This is a genomic window from Pseudomonas sp. IT-P74 (assembly GCF_949768175.1).
GTDB lineage: Bacteria > Pseudomonadota > Gammaproteobacteria > Pseudomonadales > Pseudomonadaceae > Aquipseudomonas.
In genome coordinates, this window is sequence record NZ_CATKQD010000002.1 from 154,146 (window position 1) to 179,109 (window position 24,964).

Sequence of the window (24,964 nt, forward strand, 5' to 3'; positions counted from 1 at the left end):
AGGCCCGAACTAAACTTAACGCACACAGGGCCCGCTCAGCGCCCTGCACATTCCAACGACCACCGCCCAGCGGCGAGCACCTCGCCAGACAATGCCTCTGGACCGTGATCCTGCTGAAGGAGCACACATGATGGACGAGGCCAGACTTAACGATTTCATGGGCAAACTGGTGAATGACATGGGCGGCGCGGCGATGCTCGCCAACGTCATCCTCGGCGAAGAGCTCGGCCTGTACCGGGCGATGGCCGACAGTCAGCCCATCACCCCCGAAACCCTTGCCGAGAAAACCGGCTGCAACACCCGTCTGTTGCGCGAATGGCTCAGTGCCCACGCCGCCTCGGGCTACATGGAACATCGCAACGGCCAGTTCCGCCTCCCCGAAGAGCAAGCCATGGCTCTGGCAAACGAAGACTCACCGGTTTATGTGGCGGGCGGGATCGGCGTGGTCGCATCGTTTTTCCATGACAAGGACAAACTGGTCAAAGCGATGCGCGGCGACGGCGCCCTGCCCTGGGGCGATCACCATCCGTGCATGTTCAGCGGGACCGAACGCTTCTTCCGCCCCGGCTACAAAGCCCATTTGGTTGCCGAATGGTTGCCGGCCCTCGACGGCGTGGTGGCCAAACTGGAGGCAGGGGCCAAAGTGGCGGACATCGGCTGCGGCCATGGCGCCTCGACGGTGATCATGGCCCAGGCGTTTCCGGATTCGCGCTTCGTCGGTTTCGACTACCACGCGCCGTCCGTTACCGTTGCCACGCAACGGGCCGAAGAAGGGGGTGTGTCCGATCGGGCCCGGTTCTTCCAGGGCACGGCCAAAAGTTACCCCGGCAGCGACTACGATCTGATCTGCTACTTCGACTGTCTGCACGACATGGGCGACCCGGTGGGCGCGGCCAAGCATGCTTATGAATCATTGAAAGACGACGGCACCGTGCTGCTGGTCGAGCCCTACGCCAACGACTTGCTCGACGACAACGTCAACCCGGTCGGACGCCTGTTTTACGCGGCGTCGACCTTTATTTGCACGCCCAACTCGCTGTCCCAGGAAGTAGGCCTCGGCCTCGGTGCCCAGGCCGGTGAAGCGCGGTTGCGCAAGGTGTTCACCGAAGCGGGTTTCACTCAATTCCGCCGGGCGACTGAAACGCCGTTCAACCTGATCCTGGAGGCACGTAAATAGTCCCCGCCGCCATCTCTGTAGGAGCGAGCTTGGTCCGGGCGGCATTCCGACGATGGTGTGTCAGCTATATTGATGACGACTGACACTCCATCGCGAGCAAGCTCGCTCCTACAGGTTTCCCGGCATGCTCGATCGCCAGACCCGTGACCAACTCGATCGCCTCCATCAGTTCATGGCCGACGCGCCGTTTGCAGTGCTGACCGGTGCCGGTATCAGCACGCCCTCGGGTATCCCGGATTATCGCGACAGCCAGGGCCTGCGGCGTGGCCGACAGCCAATGATGTACCAGGAATTTCTCTCGGCCCCGGAGTCCCGGCGACGCTATTGGGCGCGGGCGATGCTCGGCTGGCCACGGGTGCGACTGGCACAACCGAACGTGGCCCACGACACCCTGGCCCGCTTGCAAGGCACGCGGCAGATCAGCGGGCTGATCACCCAGAACGTCGACACCCTGCACGACCAGGCCGGCAGCCGTGACGTGATCGAACTCCACGGCAGTCTGCACCGGGTGTTGTGCCTGGATTGCGGCCAGCGCAGTGAACGCGATTCGATCCAGTACCTGATGGAAACACAGAACCCCTACCTGGCCGGCGTCGACGCGATGCAGGCGCCGGACGGCGACACCTTGCTCGACCCGGCCTTCGAGGAACGCTTCAAGGTCCCCCGCTGTCCGCATTGCGCCGGGGAACGGATGAAGCCGGATGTGGTGTTTTTTGGCGAGAACGTCGCACAGGCCACGGCGGCCAAGGCGATGGCCGCCGTCGAACAGGCTGCGGGGCTGTTGGTGATTGGCTCGTCGTTGATGGCCTATTCGGCGTTTCGCTTGTGCCGGGCGGTGGTGGATCAGGGCAAGCCGTTGATTGCGATCAACCTGGGCAAGACCCGGGCCGATGAGATGCTGGATTTGAAGATCGAGGAGTCGTGCGAGCGGTTGTTACCAGTATTGGCGAAGCTACTTGGCAACTGACGAAACCCGATCCCTGTAGGAGTGAGCCTGCTCGCGATGGGGCCGGCACATACAACATCTTTGTCAACTGACACACCGCCATCGCGAGCAGGCTCGCTCCTACAGAGGATTGTGATCAGCTCATGGCAACTCGCTGCCCAAGATTTTCCTCTTTGAGCACATCAAACAACGCCTGCGCCGCCGCCGACAGCTCTCCCCCCGGCAACGTCAGCACCCCCAGCGCCCGCTCCACCACAGGGTCGCGCAAGGTAATGCAACGCGCCCCCAGTTCGCGCATCTGCCCGGCGCACAAGGCCGGCACCGCGCTCACGCCCAGGCCGCTGGCGACCATGCGCCCGACCGTCGCCAGTTGATGGCTTTCAAACTCCACCGGCAGCTTCATGCCCCGGGCCTGCAAGTGTTCTTCCAGCATCACCCGCACCGTCGACGGTCGCTGCAAGGTAATGAACGGTTCCTTGAGCAGGGTCTGCCAGTCGATGTCATCGAGTTCGGCCAGCGCCGAATCCAGGGGCACCACCGCGACGAATCGGTCGATGTACAACGGCGTAAATTGCAGCGACGAACTCTGGGTCGGCTCGAACGCCACCCCAAGCTCCACCTGGCGGTCACGGACCATTTCCAGCACCTGCTCGTTGATCACGTCATTGACCGTCACGTTGACATTCGGATAGCGCGCGCGGAAGGTCTTGAGGATCGGCGGCAGCAGGTTGCCGGCAAACGACGGCATCGCCGCCAGGGTCACGCGACCGCGCTGCAGGGTGAAGCGCTGACGCAGTTCATCCTCGACATTGTCCCAGTCGGCGATCAAGCGGCGCGCCAGCGGCACCAGGGATTCGCCTTCGGCGGTGAGCGACACGTTACGTGTGTTACGGGTGAACAAGCGCCCGCCCAAGCCCTCCTCCAGCGCCTTGATGGTCAGGCTCAGGGCCGATTGCGACAGGTGCAGGCGCTCGCAGGCCACGGCAAAGCTCAGGCTCTGGGCCACGGCCAGAAAGGCGCGGATCTGCTTGACGGTCATGGGGCGATGCTCCGGTTGTAAGCTTCAGGTTCTAAGCTGCAATAGAAGAGACAAAACATTATTGAGCTTTATCAATCAATCCGCTCTAAAAAACAACTTAACAAATGAATCTCACAGCGAGACACTCCATCCCATTCGGCTAGCCAGCCGCCCACAAAGAATAAAAGAGGTGCATATGGCAGGTTTCGACAAGCGCGTGAGTTCCTACGAGGAAGCACTGGCAGGTCTTGAAGACGGCATGACCGTGATCGCCGGCGGCTTCGGCCTGTGCGGGATCCCGGAGAACCTGATCAACGAGATCAAGCGCAAGGGCACCCGCGATCTCACCGTGGTTTCCAATAACTGCGGCGTCGACGGTTTCGGCCTGGGCGTACTGCTGACCGACCGCCAGATCAGCAAAGTGGTGGCCTCCTATGTCGGCGAAAACAAGCTGTTCGAAGAGCAACTGCTCAAGGGCGAAATCGAAGTCACCCTGACCCCGCAAGGCACCCTCGCCGAAAAAATGCGCGCAGGCGGCGCCGGCATCCCGGCCTTTTTCACCGCCACCGGCGTTGGCACTCCAGTCGCCGAAGGCAAGGAAGTCCGCGAATTCCATGGCCGCAAGTACCTGATGGAAGAATCCATCACCGGCGACTTCGCCATCGTCAAAGGCTGGAAAGCCGACCATTTCGGTAACGTGATCTATCGCCACACCGCCCAGAACTTCAACCCGCTGGCGGCCACCGCCGGCAAGATCACCGTGGTCGAAGTCGAAGAAATCGTCGAACCCGGCGAGCTGGACCCGGCGCAGATCCACACCCCTGGCATCTACGTCGACCGGATCATCTGCGGCACGTTCGAGAAGCGCATCGAACAGCGCACCGTGCGTAAGTGATCCCCTGCCCCCGGACCGAATGAAGGAATAACGACAATGGCACTTTCCCGCGAACAAATGGCTCAACGCGTCGCCCGCGAAATGCAGGACGGCTTCTACGTGAACCTGGGCATCGGCATTCCGACCCTGGTCGCCAACTACATCCCCGAAGGCATGGAAGTCATGCTGCAGTCGGAAAACGGCCTGCTGGGCATGGGTCCGTTTCCTACCGAAGAAACCATCGATGCCGACATGATCAACGCCGGCAAGCAAACCGTGACCGCACGCACCGGCGCGTCGATTTTCTCCTCCGCCGAGTCCTTCGCGATGATCCGCGGCGGTCATGTCGACCTGACCGTGCTGGGCGCGTTCGAAGTGGACGTGCAAGGCAATATCGCCTCGTGGATGATCCCCGGCAAACTGGTCAAGGGCATGGGCGGCGCGATGGACCTGGTGGCCGGCGCCGACAACATCATCGTCATCATGACTCACGCTTCCAAGGACGGTGAGTCCAAGCTGTTGTCCCAATGCAGCCTGCCGCTGACCGGCGCCGGGTGCATCAAGCGTGTACTGACCGACCTGGCCTATCTGGAAATCGAAAACGGCGCGTTCATTCTCAAAGAACGTGCACCGGGCGTCAGCGTCGAAGAGATCGTCGCCAAAACAGCCGGTAAACTGATCGTGCCGGACCACGTACCGGAAATGCAGTTCGCTGCCCAGTGAGGAATCATTCCATGCAAGAAGTCGTCATTGTTGCCGCCACGCGCACCGCGATCGGCAGCTTCCAGGGATCCCTGGCCAATGTGTCCGCGGTTGACCTGGGCGCTGCGGTGATCCGCCAGCTGCTGGCGCAAACCGGCCTGGACCCTGCACAAGTCGATGAAGTGATCATGGGCCAGGTGCTGACCGCCGGCGCCGGGCAAAACCCTGCGCGCCAGGCCGCGATCAAGGCCGGCCTGCCCTTCGCCGTACCGGCCATGACTTTGAACAAGGTCTGCGGCTCGGGTCTTAAAGCCCTGCACCTGGGCGCCCAGGCGATCCGCTGCGGCGACGCCGAGGTGATCATCGCCGGCGGCCAGGAAAACATGAGCCTGGCCAACTACGTCATGCCCGGCGCCCGCACCGGCCTGCGCATGGGCAACGGGCAAATCGTCGACACCATGATCAGCGATGGCCTGTGGGATGCGTTCAACGATTACCACATGGGCATCACCGCCGAGAACCTGGCCGAGAAATACAGCCTGACTCGCGAGCAGCAGGACGCGTTCGCCGCCGCCTCGCAGCAGAAAGCCGTAGCCGCCATCGAAGCCGGGCGCTTCGTCGATGAAATCACCCCGATCCTGATCCCGCAGCGCAAGGGCGATCCGCTGTCCTTCGCCACCGACGAGCAACCACGGGCCGGCACCACCGCCGAATCCCTGGGCAAACTCAAAGCCGCCTTCAAGAAGGACGGTTCGGTGACCGCCGGCAACGCTTCGTCGCTGAACGACGGTGCCGCCGCCGTGATCCTGATGAGCGCGGAAAAAGCCAAGGCCCTCGGCCTGCCGGTACTGGCGAAAATCGCTGCCTACGCCAATGCAGGCGTCGATCCGGCGATCATGGGCATCGGCCCGGTGTCGGCCACTCGCCGCTGCCTGGACAAGGCCGGCTGGAGCATCGACCAGCTTGAGCTGGTTGAAGCCAACGAAGCCTTCGCCGCGCAATCGCTGGCGGTGGCCAAGGACCTGGAATGGGACTTGAACAAGGTCAACGTCAACGGCGGCGCCATCGCCCTGGGTCACCCGATCGGTGCCTCGGGTTGCCGCGTGCTGGTGACCCTGCTGCATGAAATGCTCAAGCGCGACGCCAAAAAAGGCCTCGCCACCCTGTGTATCGGTGGTGGTCAGGGCGTGGCACTGGCGCTCGAACGGGCGTAAGCCAACAGCGTTCAACAGACGGCGCGGGGACCCACGAAGATCCGTGACCGCCTGGAAAAACACCCGGTACGATGCAAGTCGCACCGGGTTCTTTTTTGCCTGCGTTTTTTCAGGTGGACCGAGTCATCGTTCTTCGCGAGCAGGCTCGCTCCCACAGGGGATTTGTGGTCACAGAAAGTTAACTGTGGGGGCGAGCCTGCTCGCGATGAGGCCCGAACTGTCACCTCAAAAACTGCAGATTCAACCATAGCGGATTGACCCCATCGCGGGATGTCCAAAAAACGTATGCGCAAAGACCTTTCGCACAATTTTCAAAGGGCTTGGATTTTGTATACAAAATCCACATACAAATAAAGCAATCTACCCGATGCAATGTTACCGTTGCCACTTCACACAGGTCGGAGACGTGCGCGTGTTGATCCTCAAATTGCTGGTGATCCCAGGCTTCCTGCTACTGATTTCCCTGGCGGGCAAACGCTGGGGGCCGAGCGTGGCCGGTTGGTTATCGGGGTTGCCGGTAGTGGTCGGACCGATCCTGTTGTTCCTCGCCCTCGAACAAGGCCAGGCGTTCGCCGCGCAATCGGCCACCGCCGCGCTGTCGGCCATGTTCGCGATGATTGCGTTCTGCGTGACTTACGCCCAAGTCGCACAACGGGCCGGATGGCCGCTGGCGCTGCTGATCTCACTGTCGGTCTGGGCACTGGTGGCGGTTGCCCTGTCGCTGATCCCGGCCTCCCTGATGTTTTCGGTGTGCTCCGCCGCCACCGCGCTGCTCGCTGCACCGTACTTGTTCCCCACCGTGCAACCGGTGCTCAGTGGTCCGGCACCGAAGTCCGACAAACTCCTGTTGCGCATGGTGGCCGGTGCGTTGCTCACCCTGATCGTGACTCTGCTGGCCAGCACCGTCGGCGACCGCTGGAGCGGCCTGCTGGCGGTGTTCCCGGTATTGGGCAGCGTGATGGCGGTATTCTCCCAGCAAACCCGTGGCCCGGCCTTCACCGCCGCGCTGTTGTGCGCCACCGCCACCGGCATGTACTCGTTCGCCGCCTTCTGCCTGGTGTTGGCCCTGGCCCTGCCGACGATGGGAATGAACGCTTTTGTACTGGGCGTCGCGGTGTCGGTGGCCATGCTGGGCGTGACCAAGCGTTTGCTGGCGCGGCCGGCGGGCCCGGCGACTGACACTGAAGGAGCAGCCATCAAACGCTAAGCTGCATCAGCTCATCGGGCTGTCCTCAGCATAGGTGGATACTTGGCCAAGGCGACCGCTGGGTAGAGCACACTGGAATGCATCGCAACCTCCATGGGATGATCGCGCCCCACCGCGCGCCCATCCCTGGAGATCCCGATGTCATTGTTGAGTAAAAAAGCCCTTGTCCTTCTGTTGGCCGTCGCTACCGGCCTTGGGGCTTTGAATGCGCAGGCCGCCAAGGCCGCTTCCAGCAATACGCCCACCCATAAAGTCTCGATGCTCGGCAGCAAGTTCACCTTCAACCTGCCCAAGGGTTTCATCGCCAACCCGCTGCCGGCCAGCCCGGACGGTGCCAGCGGCACCCTGTACAGCAACGAGACCACCAAGACCGTGGTGATTGCCGCTGAAAACACCCTGCCCAACGGTATCAGCGTCAAGGACAACGACGGCGGGTTCCTCGACGGCACCGTGGCCGACTTCGATGCGGCGCAACACAAATCCCTGCCCGACTACAACAAGCTCAGCGAGAAAGCCCTGACCCGGACAAACGGGCTGGGCCTGCGCCAGATCGACGGCACTGCCACCCAGGGCGGTGGCATGACCCTCACCACCACGTTGATGGCGGCATCCGGCACCCGCATGGCGGTGATCCAGGTGATTTCCCGCCCAGGCGACATGGCGGCCCACGAAACCCTGGTCAAACAGATCGTCAGCGGAAAATGAGGCTCAAGGGTTGAGACGCTGCAACCAGGCGCTCAGATCCTGTACCTCGTCGGCACTGATGCTGTGACCGACACCGGGGTAAGCGTGAAACTCGGGCTCGAGTGACACGCTCTGCAACAGGCTGTTGGCTTCGGTGCCGTCGCTCAATGGCAGGCGTTTGTCCTGTTCGCCATGACCGATGAAAATAGCCAGCGACTGGCGTTTTTCATCCGGTTGGAGCTCGGACTTGAGCACCGGCAGAATCCGCCCGCTCAACGCAGCGATCCCGCCGAGCGCCTCGGGATGCCGCAAGCCTGTTTCGTAGGACATGATCGCGCCCTGGCTGAAACCGACCAGGAACACCTTCTCGGGTTCGGTCTGATATTTCTTCGTGGCCTGTGCGACGAAATCCAGCAGCAATTGGCCGCTGGACTTCAGATCATCGGTCTCGCCGTTGTAGGCCCCTTCGCCCTTCTTGCGAAACCACTGGTAGCTACCCTCTTGCATCACCATCGGCGCCCGCACCGACAGGTAGGTGTAGGACTTGGGCAAGCCATCCTTGATATCGAACAGGTCCTGCTCGTTACTGCCGTAACCGTGGAGAAAAATCACCAGGGGTTGATGGGTCGAATCGGCGCTGGCCTGCGCCAGGTACTTGAGCGGCAGGTCGGTTTGCAGCGGGGTTTGGGCGTGGACGGCGGTGGATAGCAAGAGCGTGAGCAGCGCGAGCATCTTCAACATGGGGCTTCCTTCACTGAATGCAGGATTCGGGGAAGAGCCTAACACTGGTCAGTAGGCAGAGGCATCTCTAGCGTGGCGGATGCCGCCTTCGCGAGCAGGCTCGCTCCTACATATGAAATGCATTCCACTGTAGGAGCGAGCCTGCTCGCGATGAGGCCAGGACAGACAGCGAAGTACCTGGATCAGTCGTTGATCAACTTGCCCACCCGAATCGGCTCGCGCCCGGCGACTTTCGCCTGCCAGCTGCCCGGCTGGGTGTAGCGCCCACGGTCGATGGCAAACAGCACGCCACTGGTGCCGGCCTGCACGGTGGTGACCTTGTCGTTCAATGGGTCGACCACCTCGAACAGTGCATCGCCCTTCTCCACCCACTCCCCGGCCTCGCGCAGGAAGCTGACCACGCCGTGATGCGGGGCGAACAGGTACTCGGTGCCTTCGAACGGCATGCCCTCACAGCATTCGGCCGGTGCCGCCGGCCAGGTGCCGGAGATGAAACCCTGCTCGGCGAGGAACCCGAGGATGGCCTCGCAATTGGCCTGGGCCTGGTCGACCCGGGTGTCGCCCATGCTGCCCAGTTCCAGGGTGGTCGCCAGGTTGGCCGGTGGAATCGCCGCCGCCGGGAACGCCCTGGCCAGGCGCAACCATGGCGAAGAACAGGATTCATCGAACGAACTGCCGCCGGAGTCTTCACACAATAGCGCCACACCGGCCTTCAGGCGCGCCGCCAGGGATTGCCACTGCGGCCAGTGCTGCGGCAATGCGTAGATGTGAATGGCCGCATCGAAATCGCAATGCAGGTCGAGGGTGATGTCGGCGTCGCAGGCATGGCGCAGCAACAGGCGGTGCATGGCTTCCAGCTGCGATGGCGCCGCCGGCAAGCCGTCGAGGACCTGGCCCATGGTCTGACGAATCAGCGCGATGTTGGCTTGGGCATCGTTGCCGAGACGATCACCGATCAACGCGGCCACCGGTGCACTGAGTTCGACGAACGAGCGGTTGAAGTTCTTGCCGCTGCCGAGCTCGAAACGCCCCATGTGGCTGCCTTGCACGTGCTGGTCGAGGCCAATGGGATTGGCCACCGGCACCAGTTCGATCACACCCTTCAATTGTCCCTGCTGTTCAAGTTCGGCCAGGCGTTTCTTCAACTCCCAGGCCGTGCGCATGCCCGGCAATTCGTCGGCGTGCAGGCTGGCCTGGATGTACACCTTGCGCGTGCCCGCGCCATAACGAAACACGCTGAGGGTGCGCTCGCTGCCCAGGTGGCTCCAGGGCAGTTTGTGGTCGATGCGTTGCATGGGGGGACTCCTGATGTCAGAACGGCAAGATCACCTGTGGGAGCGAGCCTGCTCGCGAAAGTGTCATGTCAGGCAACATGGATGTTGAATGTACCGCCGCCTTCGCGAACAGGCTCGCTCCCACAGGTATCTCGTTTCAATAGAAAGAAAGCACAAAAAAAATGGCAACCGCGCCAACGGTTGCCATTTTTCCAAACGGCTGGATTACTCGCCGTAAACGTCAAACTTGAAGTACTTGTCCTGCACTTGCTTGTACTTGCCGTTGGCGCGGATTTCAGTGATGGCAGTGTTGAACTTGTCCGCCAGTTCCTTATCACCCTTGCGCACGGCAATGCCGGCACCGCCACCGAAGTATTTCGGATCGTTGTACTCAGGGCCGACGAAGGCAAAACCTTTACCGGCGTCGGTTTTCAGGAAACCGTCGTCCAGGTTGACCGAGTCGGCCAGCAACGCGTCAATGCGACCGGACACCATGTCCAGGTTGGCTTCCTGCTGGGAGCCGTAGCGCACCAGGACAATGCCCGCCGGTTGCAGCACTTCAGTGGCGAAGCGGTCGTGGGTACTGGCGCGCAGAACACCGACTTTCTTGCCCTTGAGTTCGGTCAGCGGGTCCTTGACGTCGCTGCCTTCCTTCATCACGAAGCGCGCCGGGGTGTGGTAGTACTTGATGGTGAAATCGACGTTCTTCTTGCGGTCGTCAGTGATGGTCATGGACGACAGGATGGCGTCGATTTTCTTGACCTTCAGCGCCGGGATCAGGCCGTCGAACTCTTGCTCGACCCAGGTGCACTTGACTTTCATCTGCTCGCACAGCGCATCGCCGATATCCACGTCGAAACCGGTGAGTTTGCCGTCAGGGGTTTTCATCGAGAATGGCGGGTAGCCGGCTTCGATACCGATGCGGATCGGCTTGGCGTCTGCGGCCACGGCGGTCAGGGACAACAGCGACAGTGCCAGGGCACCGAACATCACTAGCTTCTTCATTTATAACTCCTGTGTGCGGAGGCTTTTATTGGCAGCTTCGATTGGCAGCGTTCGGTCATTGCTTTATGAGCGGGAACCGAAGTGGCCGGCAGTCTAGAGCGGCTACAGGAGGGCAAATTACGCCGAGGCGACAAATATTTATAGAAAAGTGGCACCTGGAGGGAGGCGTCGAGGTGAACGCGCCATGACGGAGCAAAGTCTGTCGGACATATCTCGTTTTAAGACCCGACCTACAGGTTTTAAGGCTCCATCCGACAGAACGGGACGACTGGCGATGCCCGGTGATTTGCGGCACATTGAGCGCCCTTGCGTCCCATCGAGAGTAGCGTGATGCCCACGTTGAACCTGATCCAGCACCACCCCGCCGAAGGTCCGGGCGCCATCGCGACCTGGGCCGAATCCCGAGGGCTGACGCTGAAGGCGTTTCGCGCCGACCTCGGTCAATTGCCGCCCGTCAGTGCCGATCCCGTGATCCTGTTGGGCGGGCCTTATGAATCCAACGCCGGCCCTGCCTGGCTGGAAGCCGAACGGCAATGGCTCAGAGGCACGCTGGATCAGGACGCGGCCGTGTTCGCCATTTGCCTGGGTGCGCAGTTGCTGGCGTTGAGCCTGGGCGGGAATGTGCGACGGATGGACCGGACCGAAACCGGATGGACCACCGTGACCTTCATCGATGGGCAAGCGCTGAAGGTGCTGGAGTGGCACGAAGACGCCATCGACCTGCCACCTGCCGCGCAGCTGTTGGCCAGCAGCGAACACTGTGCGCAGCAGATGTACCGCGCCGGGCCTTTGCTGCTGGGGTTGCAGTTTCATCCGGAGTGGAACGCCGAGTCGGTGGCCATGCTTAATGCGCACTTTGGCGATGAGTCGCCGTTGCCCCGAGGGTCGCAGGAGACTGATGCTTACGCAGCAGTGGCCAAGTGGTTAGAGGCGACACTGGATGAGTGGTGGGCAGCCTCTGCCTGTCGCTGAAATACAGACCTTTGGCGAGGGGGTTTGGGTATCAGCATTCGCAACCGATCACGCTGCTGGCTTGCCGCTGTACCCCGGCACTCAACTCAAACCCTTCATCCAGCCACCCGGTCACGCCGCCGATCATCTCCTTGACCGGATAACCCAGGGCCGCCAGTTTCACCGCCGCCTTATTGGCGCCGTTGCAATGCGGCCCGGCGCAATACACCACAAACAGGCTGTTCTTCGGATAACCCGCCAGGCTTCCGGCGCTCAGCAAGCGCCCGGGAATGTTGATCGCTCCCGGTACATGCCCGCGTTCGAACGCCAGCGGACCACGAACATCCACCAGAATGAAATCGACTTCGCCAGCCTGCTGGCTGCCGTGGACGTCGGAACAATCGGTTTCGAAGGTCAGACGGTTGCTGAAATGCATCAGGGCGATGGCCGAGGGGGCGGCGGGAATTTCGCGAACCAGGCTGGTCATGGGCTGTACTCCAAATAAGCGGTGGGTGTGGGAGGACTTTATCCGCCAGCCATTTGCGGCTACAGTGGCGCACAAGACACTCACCGGGAACTTTCCGCCAAATGCACCCAACCCCAGGAACGGTCGCGATTCTGGCCTACGACGGCCTGTGCACGTTCGAGTTCGGCATCGCCGTGGAGATCTTCGGCCTGCCACGACCTGAATTCGATTTTCCGTGGTACGAGCATCGCATCGTCGCGGTCGATCAAGGTCCGATGCGTGCCATGGGCGGTATCCAGGTGCTGGCCGATGGCGGCATGGAAATGCTCGCCGATGCCCGCACCATCATCATTCCCGGTTGGCGCGACCGCAGCGCCGCGGTGCCGGCGGAACTGGTCGCCGCCCTGCGCCAGGCCCATGCCCGGGGGGCGCGGTTGCTGTCGATCTGCTCCGGTGTTTTCGTCCTCGCCGCCACCGGGTTGCTCGATGGACACGGAGCGACCACGCACTGGCGCTATACTTCGGAACTGGCCGAGCGCTTTCCCGGCATCCTGGTGGACCCGGACGTGCTGTATGTCGATTCCGGCCAATTGATCACCTCCGCCGGCAGCGCGGCAGGCATTGATGCCTGCCTGCACCTGGTGGCGCGGGATTTCGGCACCCAGGTGGCCAATTCCGTGGCGCGACGCCTGGTCATGTCGCCGCAACGCAGCGGTGGCCAGGCGCAATTCATACCGACGCCGGTCAGTCCTACACCGCGCAGCGATCTTTCCCGCGTCATGCAGTGGGCACGTGAGCGTTTGCACGAACCGCTGGAGGTACGCGACCTGGCCAGCGAAGCCGCCATGAGCGAACGCACCTTCCTGCGCCGCTTCACCGAAGCCAGCGGCCAGTCACCAAAAACCTGGTTGCAGCACGAACGCCTGGGCCGTGCCCGCGAACTGCTGGAAAGCAGCGACCAGAACACCGAGCAGATTGCCGAGCGTTGTGGTTATCGCTCGGTGGAAAGTTTTCGGGTGGCCTTTCGAACGGTGGTTGGCGTGCCGCCTTCGGTGTATCGGGAGCGGTTTGGGCGTGGGGGCAGTGCTGTTTCTTGATGTGCTCTCAGGGGCCCCTTCGCGAGCAGGCTCGCTCCCACATGAGCGGTGTGAACACTGGAGATTCACTGTGGGAGCGAGCCTGCTCGCGAAGACGTCAGCCCGGTCACCTCAATTCTCAAGGCTTGCGCAATAAATAGGTATCCATGATCCAGCCATTGGCCAGCCTTGCAGCCTTGCGCACCCGTTCGATTTCATCCGCGACATCCTTGAGCCTGCCGCTGATCAGGATTTCATCCGGCGTCCCCAGATAGGCCCCCCAGTAAATCTCGGTGTCCTGTTCCACCACCTGCCGGTAAGCATCCTGGGCATCGAGCATCACCACCAGGCTGTCGGCATCACTCACCTGCCCTGCCGCCAGACGCCGGCCGGTGGTGATTTCAACGGAGCGGCCAATCTGGTTGAGCGGCACCTTGTGTCGGGCCGCCAACGCCTGGACGCTGGTAATGCCGGGAATCACCTCGAACTCGAACCCACAGGTGCCCGAGGCCTGGATCGTCTGAAGGATGCGGATGGTGCTGTCGTACAGCGCAGGGTCGCCCCACACCAGAAAACCACCACACTGGCTGTCGGACAGTTCTTCGTTGATCAGCCGTTCGAAGGTCCGTTGTTTGGCCAGGTTCAAGTCGTCGACACTGGTCTTGTAGTCCACCTCACCGCGCTCACGCTCAGGACTGTGGGCTTCGACAAAACGGTAATCGTGGCCGGTGATGTAGCGTGAACAGATTTCACGGCGCAGATCGATGAGCGTGTCTTTGCTCCGGCCCTTGTCCATGAGAAAAAAAACATCGACCTGATTCAACGCCTTCACCGCTTGCATCGTGATGTAGTCGGGGTTGCCGGCACCGATCCCGATGACCAGGAGTTTTTTCATCACAGCAGGTCCTCGGGGTCGGTGCCCGGCAAGCGCAGTCGCCAGCGGCCATGGAAGCGCAACTCGACAGCCGAGAGAGGTTCGACGTCGATCAGGCTGGACGAAGCCCCCTGCAATACCTGCGTCAGCGCGGCGCGGATGACAAAGGGATGGGTAATGGCAACGATGGGCCCCGGGGTCGACTGCAGCGCTGTCAACCACGCGCCCACCCGCTCCTCCAGTTGCACCAGCGACTCACCACCGTGGGGCGCCGAAGCCGGGTCTTCCAGCCAATCCTGGAGCGCCTGGGCTTCAGTTTTTTGCAGCTCACCGATGCGCACACCGCTCCAGCGCCCGAAGTCGCAGTCCCTCAGTGCGTCGACAATCTCCGGCGCGCTGCCGAACAGTTCCGCGGTTTGCCGGGTGCGCAACTCCGGACCGCAGACAAGACGTGGAGAGCCCTTGAACGGGTTGCAACGGGAAAGCCTGAGCGCTTGCCAATCCATCTCCAGAGGTTCGTCCAGAGGAAAACGCGCCAATTTCTGTGCGACAGTTCGCGCATGGCAAATCAGGGTTAAACGGGTTGCCTGCACCAGTAATCACTCCAGGGATGGAAAGGAACAACGGCGTCAGGTAAGCGCCATCACGCAATTGTGCCGCAAGAAAGCAGGCCCGGGTGGTGTTTAATTTTCCTGCTCGAAACAGATTCCTACAGTCATTTCCTGCCAGACTTTCTGTCATGGCTGACCGCAACGCAGGCAATCACCTACAAGACTTTACGACATCGCCGTAGCCCTTTAGCACAGGCATTTCGCCCCTTTTTCGGGCACGAGCAGACCACGCGAAAATTCACTAGACAGGCAGTACGCGATGATCAAATACTCCTTTCAACGGACTGTTAAAACACTTGCCACGCTTATCCAGCAGGAGCCCGGATGCCTTTTTTCGAACACCCGATCAACGCGTCTGGCCAGGCATCGCCTGCGGCCGAACCACCCGTTCCTCGTTTAATGCGGTCCATCCCGGGAAACACCCGATAAGAAAAAGCGTGGCGCCTGACAACGTTCAGACGACCACCGATTTAATGTGTGGAAAAACCGACAGTGATAGTCAGGTTCGGCTCCAATCGCCGAATCGTTTGATACAGGAGTGTCTCCATGCTGGTCTTGCGTCCAGTCGAGTTGGCCGACCTGCCCCAGTTGCAGAGGCTCGCCCGTGAAAGCCTCGTGGGCGTCACGTCCCTGCCCGACGATAGCGAACGGTTACGTGGAAAAATCCTCGATTCCTGTGCCTCGTTCGAAAAGAACGTCGAGACTCATGGCCCGGAAAACTATTTTTTTGTACTCGAGGACCTGACGACAGGGCACCTGGCCGGCTGCTCGGAAATCCTCGCCACGGCGGGGTACAACGAGCCGTTTTACAGCCTGCGCAACCGGCACTTCACCAGTGCCTCGCGGGAACTGAACATCGAGCACGGCGTACCGGCCTTGTCGTTGTGTCACGACCTCAGTGGCCATACCTTGCTGCGGGGCTTCCATATCGATGCCGCGCGGGTGCGCAGTGCGCATTCCGAATTGCTGTCGCGGGCGCGCCTGCTGTTCATCGCCGCCCACGCCCGGCGTTTTTCCGACACGGTCATCACCGAGATCGTCGGCTACAGCAGCGATGAAGGCCACTCACCCTTTTGGGACGCCGTGGGCAAGCATTTCTTCGACTTGCCCTACGTCGAGGCCGAACGGCTTTGCGGCCTGCAGAGCCGCACCTTTCTCGCCGAGCTGATGCCGCAGTATCCGATCTACGTGCCCATGCTGAGCCAGGCGGCGCAGGACTGCATCGGCAGCATCCATCCCGATGGCCAGGAGGCCTTCGATATCCTCGAACGGGAAGGCTTCGAAACCAACAGCTACATCGATCTGTTCGATGGCGGCCCGACACTTTACGCGCGCACCTCGGGCATTCGCTCCATCGCCTACAGCCAGTGCGGCGTAACGCAGCCTGGCCCGGTGATCGATGCCCGTGGCTGTTTTCTGGTGAGCAACGATTCCTTGAAGGATTATCGGGCCATCGTCGTCGATCTTGATTACATCCCCGGGCAACCCGTGGGGCTGGACGCCGCCATGTGCGAGGCGCTGAAGGTGACCGAGGGCAGCCCCATCAGGCTGGTGGCCCTGTGAATATCCAGCAGATTCAACGCCCGAGTACACGCGCACAAGGAACCGCCGCATGATTGTCCGTCCGGTCCAGATCACCGACCTGCCCGCCCTGCTCACGCTGGTGCGTCAGGCCGTTCCGGGGCTTACCAGCCTGCCGGCCGACGAAGAGCGCCTGGCCCACCGGATTCGCTGGGCCCAACGCACCTTTGCCGGGCAGGTCGATCGGGCCGATGCCGATTACCTGTTCGTGCTTGAAGACGACGAGCAGCAAGTCGTGGGCGTCAGCGCCCTGACAGGTGGCATCGGTCTGCGTGAGCCCTGGTACAACTACCGGGTCGGACTGACGGTCAGCGCTTCGGCGGACCTGGGTATCCAGCGCCAGATCCCGACCCTGTTTCTGAGCAATGAATTGACCGGGCAATCGGAAGTCTGCTCGTTGTACCTGCGCCCCGACCAGCGCCAGGGCAGCAACGGCCGTTTGCTTTCCCTCGCACGCCTGGTGTTTGTGGCCGAGTTTGCCCAGTTGTTCGGCAACCGGCTCATCGCCGAATTACGCGGCAGCGCTGACGAACGAGGTGGCTCGCCGTTCTGGGACAGCCTTGGCCGGCACTTTTTCAAAATGGATTTCAGTCACGCCGATCACTTGTCCGGGTTGGGCAATAAATCCTTCATCGCCGAACTGATGCCGCGCCAGCCGCTGTACACCTGCCTGCTCACCGAACAGGCCCGGGCGGTGATCGGCAAGGCCCACCCCAATACCGAGCCGGCCCTGAAAATCCTCACCGCCGAAGGTTTTGCCCACAAGGGCTACATCGATATCTTCGATGGCGGACCGGTCATCGAAGCCCCGGTTTCCGGGATCCGTACCGTACGCGACAGCCAACCGCTGCTTCTGGCCATCGGCGCGCCGGACGATAAAGCGCCCCTCTGGCTGATCCACAATCGCCGACTGGAAAACTGCCGCATCACCTGCGCCCCGGCGCGCCAGGTGGGCAACAGCCTGGTGCTCGATCGCCTGACCGCCAAGCGCTTGCAGCTGCAACCCGGTGACTCGGTGCGAGCCGTACCGCTGCTTGACCAACGGCAACAGGCCGTGGCGGCGTGACTATCAGTTCGATCGCTGCGACGTCAATCGGCCTAACCCAGAAAATTCGTCATCATTCTCCCCCGGCGCGCGTGATAGCCTTTTATTTCTTCGGCGTTGACACTTTTGCTCAAGCCCTTCCATTCCATTGGTGGAACTCATATGTCCAGGCTTTCCCATCAAGATTTGCGCCGCAATTTTCGCCAACTGTTCGCCTCCGACACCTGCTACCACACGGCCTCGGTGTTCGACCCGATGTCGGCCCGCATCGCCGCCGACCTGGGCTTCGAAGTCGGGATTCTCGGGGGGTCGGTCGCTTCGCTGCAAGTGCTGGGCGCCCCCGACTTTGCCCTGATCACCCTCAGCGAATTCGCTGAGCAGGCCACCCGCATCGGCCGTGTCGCCCAGTTGCCGGTGATCGCCGACGCCGACCACGGCTACGGCAACGCACTCAACGTCATGCGCACCATCGTCGAACTCGAACGGGCCGGGGTCGCCGCGCTGACCATCGAAGACACCCTGCTGCCCGCGCAGTTTGGCCGCAAATCCACCGACCTGATCACGGTCGCCGAAGGCGTCGGCAAGATCCGCGCGGCGCTCGAAGCCCGCTGCGATTCGGAAATGGCAATCATCGCCCGCACCCACGCCGGGATTCTGCCGGTGCAGGAAATCATCAGCCGCACCCGGCAATACCAGAACGCCGGGGCCGACGGGATCTGCATGGTCGGTATCAAGGATTTTGACCATCTGGAGCAGATCGCCGAGCACCTGAGCGTGCCGCTGATGCTGGTGACCTACGGCAACCCGCTGCTGCGCGATGACAAGCGCCTGGCCGAACTGGGTGTGCGCGTGACCATCGACGGTCATGGCGCGTACTTCGCCGCGATCAAAGCGACCTACGACAGCCTGCGCGAGCAACGCCAGATCCTCACCCAGACATCGGACCTGAGCGCCACCGAGCTGACGCACACCTACACGCAACCCGAGGAATACATCCGCTTCGCGCAAGAGTTCATGAGCGTGAAGGAATGACGGTTTAAACCGACACATCGCCATCGCGAGCAGGCTCGCTCCCACAGGTGATCGCGGGTGTACGCAAATCATGTGTTCACCGAAAATCCTCTGTGGGAGCGAGCCTGCTCGCGATGAGGCCTTCACAGCCAGCATCCAGATCGCCAGACACGCCGCCATCGCGAGCAAGCTCGCGCCCACAATTGATCACTGATGTGCACAAATGATGTGCTCACCGCAAATCCTCTGTGGGAGCTTGCTCGCGATGAGGCCTCCACAGCCAACATCCAGATCGCCAGACACTCAGCCATCGCGAGCAGGCTCGCTCCCACAGGTGTTGCGGCGGACAATCACACCGAGTCGAGCAGTTCGCGATAGGGTTTCCCGTTACCGCAGCAGATCACCCGATTACGCCCGGTGGTCTTGGCTTCGTATAGCGCGTGATCGGCGTCATTGAGCCAAAGCGTCGCGTCGGCGTGGGCCGGGTTGAATGACGCCAGGCCAATGCTCAGGCTGACTTTCAGCGCCGGACTCTGCTCGTACCCCAAGGTGGCGAAACGATCGCGCAAGGCATCCATGACGGCGATGGCGCGGTTCAGGGGCAGGTCTGGAAGGATCACGCAGAACTCGTCACCGCCGTAGCGCCCTGCCACATCGGTCGCTCTCAGGTTCTGCTTGAGCATCTTGCTCAACTGACGCAGGACGATGTCGCCGGCAACATGGCCGTAGGTATCGTTGATGGTTTTGAAATGGTCGATGTCGATCAGGGCGATCGCCCCACCTTTTTGCTGGCGTTTGCAACGCTGGAACTCGATCTCCAGCTGGTCCTTCCAGGTGCCATGGTTCAGCAGGCCCGTCAGGCTGTCGGTGCGGCTCAGTGCCAGCAGTTCACGCTTCTGACAGCCGAGGGTATGGGCCTGGCGGAAGCAGATCCAGCCCAGCGCCAATGGATACAGGCACAGCAACGGCAAACAGGCATAGAGCTGCACCGCGCTGGTGGCAGGAATGAACGCCGGGGCGAAAATCAGCAGGCCAACGCCCACGCCCAGGATTTGCACGGCTGTTCCGGCCAGCAGGAAGCGCAAGCCGCCTATGGCCACGTTGTTCATGGCCATCATGGAAATGGTGGTCGCGCTGGGCAGTGGATTGAATTGCATCGCGGCAATCCAGAAGCCGCCGAGAAAAGCATCGATCAGCAGATTGCGGTGTTCGGCATGATAGGGCGTCCTGGCCCTGCGCGCCCATTGGTAAGCCAGATGCGGCCAGACCAGGCCATTGAACCACATGAATCCCCAGACCCAGGGCGCCGGATCGAGTGGATACATTGCCGCGCTCACACACACCAGCCCCAGGGCCAACCCCAGGATCCGTGATGTATAGAGCCTCCTGGCCAATGAAAGTCCCTTTCCTCCCGTTTTTGCCATAGGGCCTCTGTGCCACTCGACGGAATGTGATTACAGCCTGTGCCTGTGCGCTGGAGTCTATCAGGGCGAGATCAAATAGCCATCACCGACTGACAGGCTGAATATCGCGGCATCACGCTCACATAAAAGCAAAGGCCTCACCCCGGAAACAGCTATACATGAAAGAAGGGGTTGATCGATGACCATAAGAGGAGGCCCATGCAGACCTTTCAAGTATTGATCATCGGCAGCGGGTTTGGCGGCCAATGTGCAGCAATCAATTTGCTCAAGGCCGGCATCGCCGATTTCCGCCTGCTGGAGCGGCGGGATTTCTTCGGCGGCACCTGGTGCCAGAACACCTACCCCGGCGCGGCAGTCGACGTGCCCTCGCCGCTGTACTCCCTGTCTTTCGCCCCGTATCGCTGGACACAAATGTTCGCCGAACAGGCCGAACTGCACCGCTACACCCGCCACGTGGTAGAGCGCTTCGGCCTGCGGAACAAGGTGGAACTGGACGCCAATGTCGAACGCGTCGAATGGGACGACACCCACAAACGCTGGACGGTATACACCGCCGGCAAAGGCACGTTTTGCGCGCAGTTCCTGATCAACGCGACCGGGCCCCTGAGCCAACCGGTGGTCCCTCGCTTCGATGGACAGGAACGCTTCCAGGGCAGGACGTTCCACACCAACAACTGGGACCACAGCTACGACTATCGGCAAAAACGCGTGGCCATCGTCGGCAGCGGCGCCAGTGCGGCCCAGGTCATTCCGGCCATCGCCCCGGACGTCGAGCACTTGCATGTGTTCCAGCGCACGCCCCACTGGGTCTTGCCCCGGGCTGACCGCCGCTTTGGCCGTTTCCAGCGCTGGCTGCTGGGGTTCAAGCCGGCCTACAAGCTGTTGCGCTGGGGGATCTACTGGCAATTCGAAACCCGGGTGATTGCCTTCAAGTATTCGAAGCCGGCGGTACACATGGTCCAGCGCCAGGCCCTGCGCTTTCTGAAACGCCAGGTGCCGGACGCCGAGCTACGGCGCAAGCTGACGCCGGACTACACCATCGGCTGCAAACGGGTAATCCTGTCCAGCACCTTGTACCCGGCACTGGCGCGCGACAACGTGACACTGTACAGCCGCGAGCAAGGCATCGCATCCATCGACGAAACCGGCATCGTGACCCTGGACGGTCAGCACATAGAGCTGGACCTGATCGTCTGGTCCACCGGCTACGATGCCACCGACGGGGTGATTTCCTACCCGGTAACAGGCAAAAACGGCACCCGTCTCAAGGAGGTCTGGGCGCAGTATCCGCGGGCCTACCTCGGCACCGCCCTGCCCGACTTTCCCAACCTGTTCATCGTCACCGGGCCGAACACCGGCATCGGCCACACCTCGGCGCTGTTCATCATCGAATCCCAGATGAATTACATCCTCGACTGCATTCGCACCTTGAAGTCTCAAGGTTTACGCAGTATCGAGGTTCGCCATGAGGCGGAACGTACCTACACTGAAAAGATCCACCGGGAAATGGAACGCACCGTGTGGAAATCCGGTGGTTGCCACAGTTGGTATCAAAGCAAGAGCGGTCATGTGATTGCCATGTTTCCGGGATTCAGCTTCAGCTTTCATCGCTTGACCCGAGCGCTGAAACCCGCCGATCACATTTTGTCCTGAGCAGATAGAAGGGAGACGCGTGATGCTTTTGTTGTTCGTCGTTCTCGCAGTGTTCGTCGCCTGGAGCTGGCTGACCTACCCGGCCATCGGCTACTGGCTCTATGACTTGAGCATGGCGGCCGAGGCCAAGCTGTACCGGCTGCACAAGATCGTCGTGCCCATCCCCGAGATGACCGTCTCGACCTGGCAAGGCGGGCCGTACGAAGCCACCAGCAGTGTGCTGATGCTCCATGGCTTCAGCGCCGACAAGAACCTCTGGCTGCGTTTCGCCCGGCACTTTGTCGGCAGCCATCGAGTGATCATTCCGGACATCGCCGGCCATGGCGAAACCGGCTTCAAGGCGGGCGGAGGCTACGACATCCCGCTACAGGCCAAGCGCATGATCCAGCTGCTGGACGTGTGCGGCGTGGAGAAGGTCCATGTCATCGGCAACTCCATGGGCGGCTACATCGCGGCCTGGCTCGCGGCCACGTATCCGGAACGCATTGTGTCCGTGGCCCTGATCGACCCGGCCGGGGTCACCGCGCCCGAGCCCAGTGACCTTGAGCGGCATTTGGCCAAGGGCCATAACCCGTTTCTGATTCATTCGCGGGAAGAATTCCAGCGCTTCTACGCCATGACCATGGCTTCGCCGCCCTGGGTACCGAAACTGGTGCTCGATGCCGTCGCCCAGCGCTATGAACAGTCCCGCGAGGAACTGGAAGAAATCTTCCGCGAATTTCGCGCCAGCCCGCCGATGGAACCGCACCTGCCCGACATTGCCGCCCCGGCGCTGTTGCTGTGGGGGCGCAAGGACCGGTTGATCGACGTCAGTAGCGTGGCGGTCTGGAGCAAGGGCATCGCCGACCTGCGCGTGCATATCTGGGACGCCATCGGGCACATGCCCATGGTGGAAGCGCCCTACGGTTCGGCGCGCCTGTATCGCGAGTTTTTGGCATCGCTGCGTTCGGAGAGCCCACAGGATCAACGACTGCACTAGGCATGTAGTCGTTTAAAGAATGAAGTTCGTCAGAAACTTCGTTTGCCGGCGTTGCGCAAGGCTGCGATCTTTCGTCCATCCTTTACGTCACCGCGCCAGGAATCCTGTTCATGAACCACCCGAACTTCGTCAGCCCTGACCTGATCCGCCAACGCTTTTCCAAAGCGATGTCCGACATGTACCGCGAGGAAGTGCCGTTGTACGGCGCATTGATGGAACTGGTGGAACAGACCAACCGTCACGTGCTGGACAGCGATGGGCAAATCCTGCGGCAACTCACCAGCACCGGCGAAATCGAACGCCTGGACCTGGAACGTCATGGGGCGATCCGCGTCGGCACAGCTGGTGAACTGGCGACCCTCGCCCGCCTGTTCGCGGTGATGGGCATGCAACCGGTGGGTTACTACGACCTGACACCGGCCGGCGTGCCGGTGCATTCCACGGCATTTCGCGCAGTGCATGAAGCGTCGCTGCAGGTCAGCCCGTTCCGGGTGTTCACCTCGCTGTTGCGCCTGGAACTGATCGAAGATCTGGAGCTACGAGCGTTCGCCCAGTCGATGCTCGACCAGCGCTCGATCTTCACCCCCACGGCCCTCACGCTTATCGAACGCGCCGAATCCCGGGGTGGCCTGACCGAGCAGGAAGCCCAGGAATTCGTCGAACAGGCACTGGAAACGTTTCGCTGGCACCACAGCGCCACCGTCACCGCCGAACAGTATCGACAGCTCAGCGCCCAGCATCGCCTGATCGCCGACGTAGTGGCGTTCAAGGGCCCGCACATCAACCACCTGACACCGCGGACCCTGGACATCGACATCGTGCAGGCGCAGATGCCGGCCCATGGCATCACCCCCAAAGCGGTGATCGAAGGCCCGCCTCGCCGCCAGTGCCCGATCCTGCTGCGCCAGACCAGCTTCAAGGCCCTGGACGAGCCGATAGCCTTCACCGATCAAAGCGAGGCGCGCGGCAGCCACAGCGCCCGGTTTGGCGAGATCGAACAGCGCGGTGCCGCCCTCACGCCCAAAGGCCGTGCACTCTACGACCGCTTGCTCAATGCCGCGCGGGACGAACTCAAGGACTTCCCCAACGAAACCAACGCCGCGCGCTACAACGCCCTGATGGCGCAGCATTTCAGCGAGTTCCCTGACACCTGGGAAGGCATGCGCCAACAGGGCCTGGCCTACTTCCGCTACTTCGTGACGGAAAAAGGCCTCGCGGCGGGCGACCTGAAAAGCGCCGCACTGGAAGACCTGCTCGGAGGAGGCTACCTGCGGGTTGAACCACTGGTGTACGAAGACTTCCTGCCGGTCAGCGCGGCGGGGATCTTTCAGTCAAACCTGGGGGACGCGGCGCAAACCCGTTACGGCGCCCATGCCAATCAGCAGGCGTTCGAACAGGCCTTGGGGCGTTCGACGATCGATGAGTTGGAACTGTATGCCGAGAGCCAGCGGCGTTCGATCGAACAGTGTTTCGCCGCGCTGGCCGATGTTGCTCAAGTCAATAAAAAACATGACTGAATGATTTGTCACCACTCAATAAAAGCGGGCGACCTGCAGGCCGCCCGTTTTTATGTCCAAAACTTTCAATACAACAAATAAAGTGTTCGCCCAGTGCAATGGCCTCGGCAATCCATGCACTGGTAAAGAGCCCTGACACTGGGCGAACGGAAAGTATTTTAGTAGAAGCGAATTAATATGTCCGTACTGCAAAGATGAAATTTATCGACACAATGTTTAACAAAGATGTCGATTTAAATACTACGCAACACGGCATCTCAAACTCACCAGTTCGACCATTACGAGCGGATTACTCCTATACAAAACTTGTACAAAAATAATCAGCCCGTATAGAACCATTATTCGATATCAGTGCTGGCTGGTCACCGTCAATACATCGGTGTAAACCACGTTAACGCTTTGCCCGACTTTCAAGTCCTTGAGTTTGGCCTGAACTTCAGGTCGTTTGACGTCAACCGTCTTGGACTTGCCTTCCGGGTTTTCGAAAGTCACCTGGTTTTTCTTCAGGTCGATGTGGGTGATTTTCAGCTGCACTTTCACCTGGCGATAAGCTTCGCCGCCCGGGTTGGCGCTGCCTGGCGCTGCGCGAATTTCGCCAATGGCTTCGGCGGTGCCGGGCAGGCCTTTGTCGATATCGGTGTCGAGGTAGGCTGCAACGGCGCTGGTGACCGTGATGTCGACCGTATCGCCAGCCTTGAGGTTATCGAGGTTCTTCGCCTTGTCGGTCAATTGCACCGGGAACTCATTACCCTGCGGGCCTTTAAGAACCACGGAATGATTCGCGGCATCAACCGAAACGACTTTGGTGGAGATCTGATCGGCCACAACGACTTCGGACAACGGGATATCGGCGGCCACCGCGCCAAAACTGGCGGCAGACAGCAGGGTAGCGAGGGTGATGGCTTTGGTCAGTGCATGGCGTTTCATAGGCAGT

24 protein-coding genes are annotated in these 24,964 nt (G+C 61.1%); 15 read left to right on the forward strand and 9 right to left on the reverse strand.

The window, feature by feature from the left end:
- Nucleotides 1-130 precede the first annotated feature (130 nt).
- Nucleotides 131-1,177: a class I SAM-dependent methyltransferase gene (locus tag ACM6J5_RS02175; RefSeq protein ID WP_414927754.1), complete on the forward strand. Its 1,047-nt coding sequence runs from the start codon at nt 131-133 to the stop codon at nt 1,175-1,177.
- 124 nt (nt 1,178-1,301) lie between these two features.
- Nucleotides 1,302-2,144 (forward strand): NAD-dependent protein deacetylase, encoded by an 843-nt coding sequence (locus ACM6J5_RS02180; RefSeq protein WP_414927713.1) that lies wholly within the window; start codon nt 1,302-1,304, stop codon nt 2,142-2,144.
- Nucleotides 2,145-2,259: 115 nt separating this feature from the next.
- Here ACM6J5_RS02180 and ACM6J5_RS02185 read toward each other — a convergent pair whose 3' ends face one another.
- Nucleotides 2,260-3,162, reverse strand: coding sequence for a LysR substrate-binding domain-containing protein (locus tag ACM6J5_RS02185; protein WP_414927714.1), 903 nt, complete (start codon nt 3,160-3,162; stop codon nt 2,260-2,262).
- Between the two features lie 175 nt (nt 3,163-3,337).
- Here ACM6J5_RS02185 and ACM6J5_RS02190 point away from each other — a divergent pair, with 175 nt between their 5' ends.
- The 5 genes from ACM6J5_RS02190 (at nt 3,338) to ACM6J5_RS02210 (ending at nt 7,843) form a co-directional block, all read left to right on the forward strand.
- Nucleotides 3,338-4,036 (forward strand): CoA transferase subunit A, encoded by a 699-nt coding sequence (locus ACM6J5_RS02190; protein WP_046043267.1) that lies wholly within the window; start codon nt 3,338-3,340, stop codon nt 4,034-4,036.
- 36 nt (nt 4,037-4,072) lie between these two features.
- Nucleotides 4,073-4,738 carry a CoA transferase subunit B gene (locus ACM6J5_RS02195; RefSeq protein ID WP_008026717.1) on the forward strand — a complete coding sequence of 222 codons (666 nt, stop codon included), beginning with the start codon at nt 4,073-4,075 and terminating at the stop codon, nt 4,736-4,738.
- Between the two features lie 11 nt (nt 4,739-4,749).
- Nucleotides 4,750-5,931 carry an acetyl-CoA C-acetyltransferase gene (locus ACM6J5_RS02200; protein WP_095945680.1) on the forward strand — a complete coding sequence of 394 codons (1,182 nt, stop codon included), beginning with the start codon at nt 4,750-4,752 and terminating at the stop codon, nt 5,929-5,931.
- A gap of 412 nt (nt 5,932-6,343) precedes the next feature.
- Nucleotides 6,344-7,138: a hypothetical protein gene (locus tag ACM6J5_RS02205; protein WP_095945679.1), complete on the forward strand. Its 795-nt coding sequence runs from the start codon at nt 6,344-6,346 to the stop codon at nt 7,136-7,138.
- Nucleotides 7,139-7,276: 138 nt separating this feature from the next.
- On the forward strand, nt 7,277-7,843 hold the full coding sequence (locus tag ACM6J5_RS02210) for a hypothetical protein (protein WP_150674099.1): 567 nt from the start codon (nt 7,277-7,279) through the stop codon (nt 7,841-7,843).
- A 3-nt stretch (nt 7,844-7,846) separates the two neighbouring features.
- On the opposite strand, the gene ACM6J5_RS02215 is transcribed toward ACM6J5_RS02210, so the two are convergent.
- From ACM6J5_RS02215 to ACM6J5_RS02225, 3 genes are all read right to left on the reverse strand, one after another.
- The gene (locus ACM6J5_RS02215) at nt 7,847-8,563 is read right to left on the reverse strand and encodes an alpha/beta hydrolase (protein ID WP_095945677.1); all 717 of its coding nucleotides are present in this window, start codon (nt 8,561-8,563) and stop codon (nt 7,847-7,849) included.
- Nucleotides 8,564-8,745: 182 nt separating this feature from the next.
- Nucleotides 8,746-9,858, reverse strand: coding sequence for a succinylglutamate desuccinylase/aspartoacylase family protein (locus ACM6J5_RS02220; protein ID WP_095945676.1), 1,113 nt, complete (start codon nt 9,856-9,858; stop codon nt 8,746-8,748).
- A 204-nt stretch (nt 9,859-10,062) separates the two neighbouring features.
- Nucleotides 10,063-10,842, reverse strand: coding sequence for an ABC transporter substrate-binding protein (locus tag ACM6J5_RS02225; RefSeq protein ID WP_095945675.1), 780 nt, complete (start codon nt 10,840-10,842; stop codon nt 10,063-10,065).
- Nucleotides 10,843-11,172: 330 nt separating this feature from the next.
- Between ACM6J5_RS02225 and ACM6J5_RS02230 the strand changes: the two genes are divergently transcribed.
- Complete coding sequence (locus tag ACM6J5_RS02230) at nt 11,173-11,814, forward strand: type 1 glutamine amidotransferase (RefSeq protein WP_414927715.1); 642 nt, start codon at nt 11,173-11,175, stop codon at nt 11,812-11,814.
- Between the two features lie 31 nt (nt 11,815-11,845).
- Here the strand turns inward: ACM6J5_RS02230 and ACM6J5_RS02235 are convergent, their stop codons facing one another.
- Nucleotides 11,846-12,280, reverse strand: a complete 435-nt coding sequence (locus tag ACM6J5_RS02235) for a rhodanese-like domain-containing protein (RefSeq protein WP_414927716.1) — start codon at nt 12,278-12,280, stop codon at nt 11,846-11,848.
- Between the two features lie 101 nt (nt 12,281-12,381).
- Here ACM6J5_RS02235 and ftrA point away from each other — a divergent pair, with 101 nt between their 5' ends.
- Complete coding sequence (ftrA, locus tag ACM6J5_RS02240) at nt 12,382-13,356, forward strand: transcriptional regulator FtrA (protein WP_095945672.1); 975 nt, start codon at nt 12,382-12,384, stop codon at nt 13,354-13,356.
- 118 nt (nt 13,357-13,474) lie between these two features.
- On the opposite strand, the gene cobF is transcribed toward ftrA, so the two are convergent.
- A complete protein-coding gene (cobF, locus tag ACM6J5_RS02245; RefSeq protein ID WP_095945671.1) occupies nt 13,475-14,230 on the reverse strand; it encodes a precorrin-6A synthase (deacetylating) in 756 nt (251 codons plus the stop codon).
- Nucleotides 14,230-14,802 (reverse strand): histidine phosphatase family protein, encoded by a 573-nt coding sequence (locus ACM6J5_RS02250; RefSeq protein ID WP_414927717.1) that lies wholly within the window; start codon nt 14,800-14,802, stop codon nt 14,230-14,232. The genes cobF and ACM6J5_RS02250 overlap by 1 nt, the downstream gene beginning before the upstream one ends.
- A 564-nt stretch (nt 14,803-15,366) precedes the next feature.
- On the opposite strand from ACM6J5_RS02250, the gene ACM6J5_RS02255 reads away from it, so the two are divergent.
- From ACM6J5_RS02255 to ACM6J5_RS02265, 3 genes are all read left to right on the forward strand, one after another.
- Nucleotides 15,367-16,383: an arginine N-succinyltransferase gene (locus ACM6J5_RS02255; protein WP_414927718.1), complete on the forward strand. Its 1,017-nt coding sequence runs from the start codon at nt 15,367-15,369 to the stop codon at nt 16,381-16,383.
- Nucleotides 16,384-16,432: 49 nt separating this feature from the next.
- Nucleotides 16,433-17,467: an arginine N-succinyltransferase gene (gene astA / locus ACM6J5_RS02260; RefSeq protein WP_095945668.1), complete on the forward strand. Its 1,035-nt coding sequence runs from the start codon at nt 16,433-16,435 to the stop codon at nt 17,465-17,467.
- A gap of 141 nt (nt 17,468-17,608) precedes the next feature.
- A complete protein-coding gene (locus ACM6J5_RS02265) occupies nt 17,609-18,478 on the forward strand; it encodes an isocitrate lyase/PEP mutase family protein (protein ID WP_095945667.1) in 870 nt (289 codons plus the stop codon).
- A 329-nt stretch (nt 18,479-18,807) separates the two neighbouring features.
- Here ACM6J5_RS02265 and ACM6J5_RS02270 read toward each other — a convergent pair whose 3' ends face one another.
- Nucleotides 18,808-19,881, reverse strand: a complete 1,074-nt coding sequence (locus ACM6J5_RS02270; RefSeq protein ID WP_095945666.1) for a diguanylate cyclase — start codon at nt 19,879-19,881, stop codon at nt 18,808-18,810.
- A 198-nt stretch (nt 19,882-20,079) separates the two neighbouring features.
- Here ACM6J5_RS02270 and ACM6J5_RS02275 point away from each other — a divergent pair, with 198 nt between their 5' ends.
- From ACM6J5_RS02275 to ACM6J5_RS02285, 3 genes are all read left to right on the forward strand, one after another.
- Complete coding sequence (locus tag ACM6J5_RS02275; RefSeq protein ID WP_414927719.1) at nt 20,080-21,534, forward strand: flavin-containing monooxygenase; 1,455 nt, start codon at nt 20,080-20,082, stop codon at nt 21,532-21,534.
- Between the two features lie 22 nt (nt 21,535-21,556).
- Nucleotides 21,557-22,513: an alpha/beta fold hydrolase gene (locus tag ACM6J5_RS02280; RefSeq protein ID WP_095945664.1), complete on the forward strand. Its 957-nt coding sequence runs from the start codon at nt 21,557-21,559 to the stop codon at nt 22,511-22,513.
- 110 nt (nt 22,514-22,623) lie between these two features.
- Nucleotides 22,624-24,030, forward strand: coding sequence for a VOC family protein (locus ACM6J5_RS02285; RefSeq protein WP_095945663.1), 1,407 nt, complete (start codon nt 22,624-22,626; stop codon nt 24,028-24,030).
- A gap of 348 nt (nt 24,031-24,378) precedes the next feature.
- Here ACM6J5_RS02285 and ACM6J5_RS02290 read toward each other — a convergent pair whose 3' ends face one another.
- Complete coding sequence (locus tag ACM6J5_RS02290) at nt 24,379-24,957, reverse strand: hypothetical protein (RefSeq protein WP_095945662.1); 579 nt, start codon at nt 24,955-24,957, stop codon at nt 24,379-24,381.
- Nucleotides 24,958-24,964 lie beyond the last annotated feature (7 nt).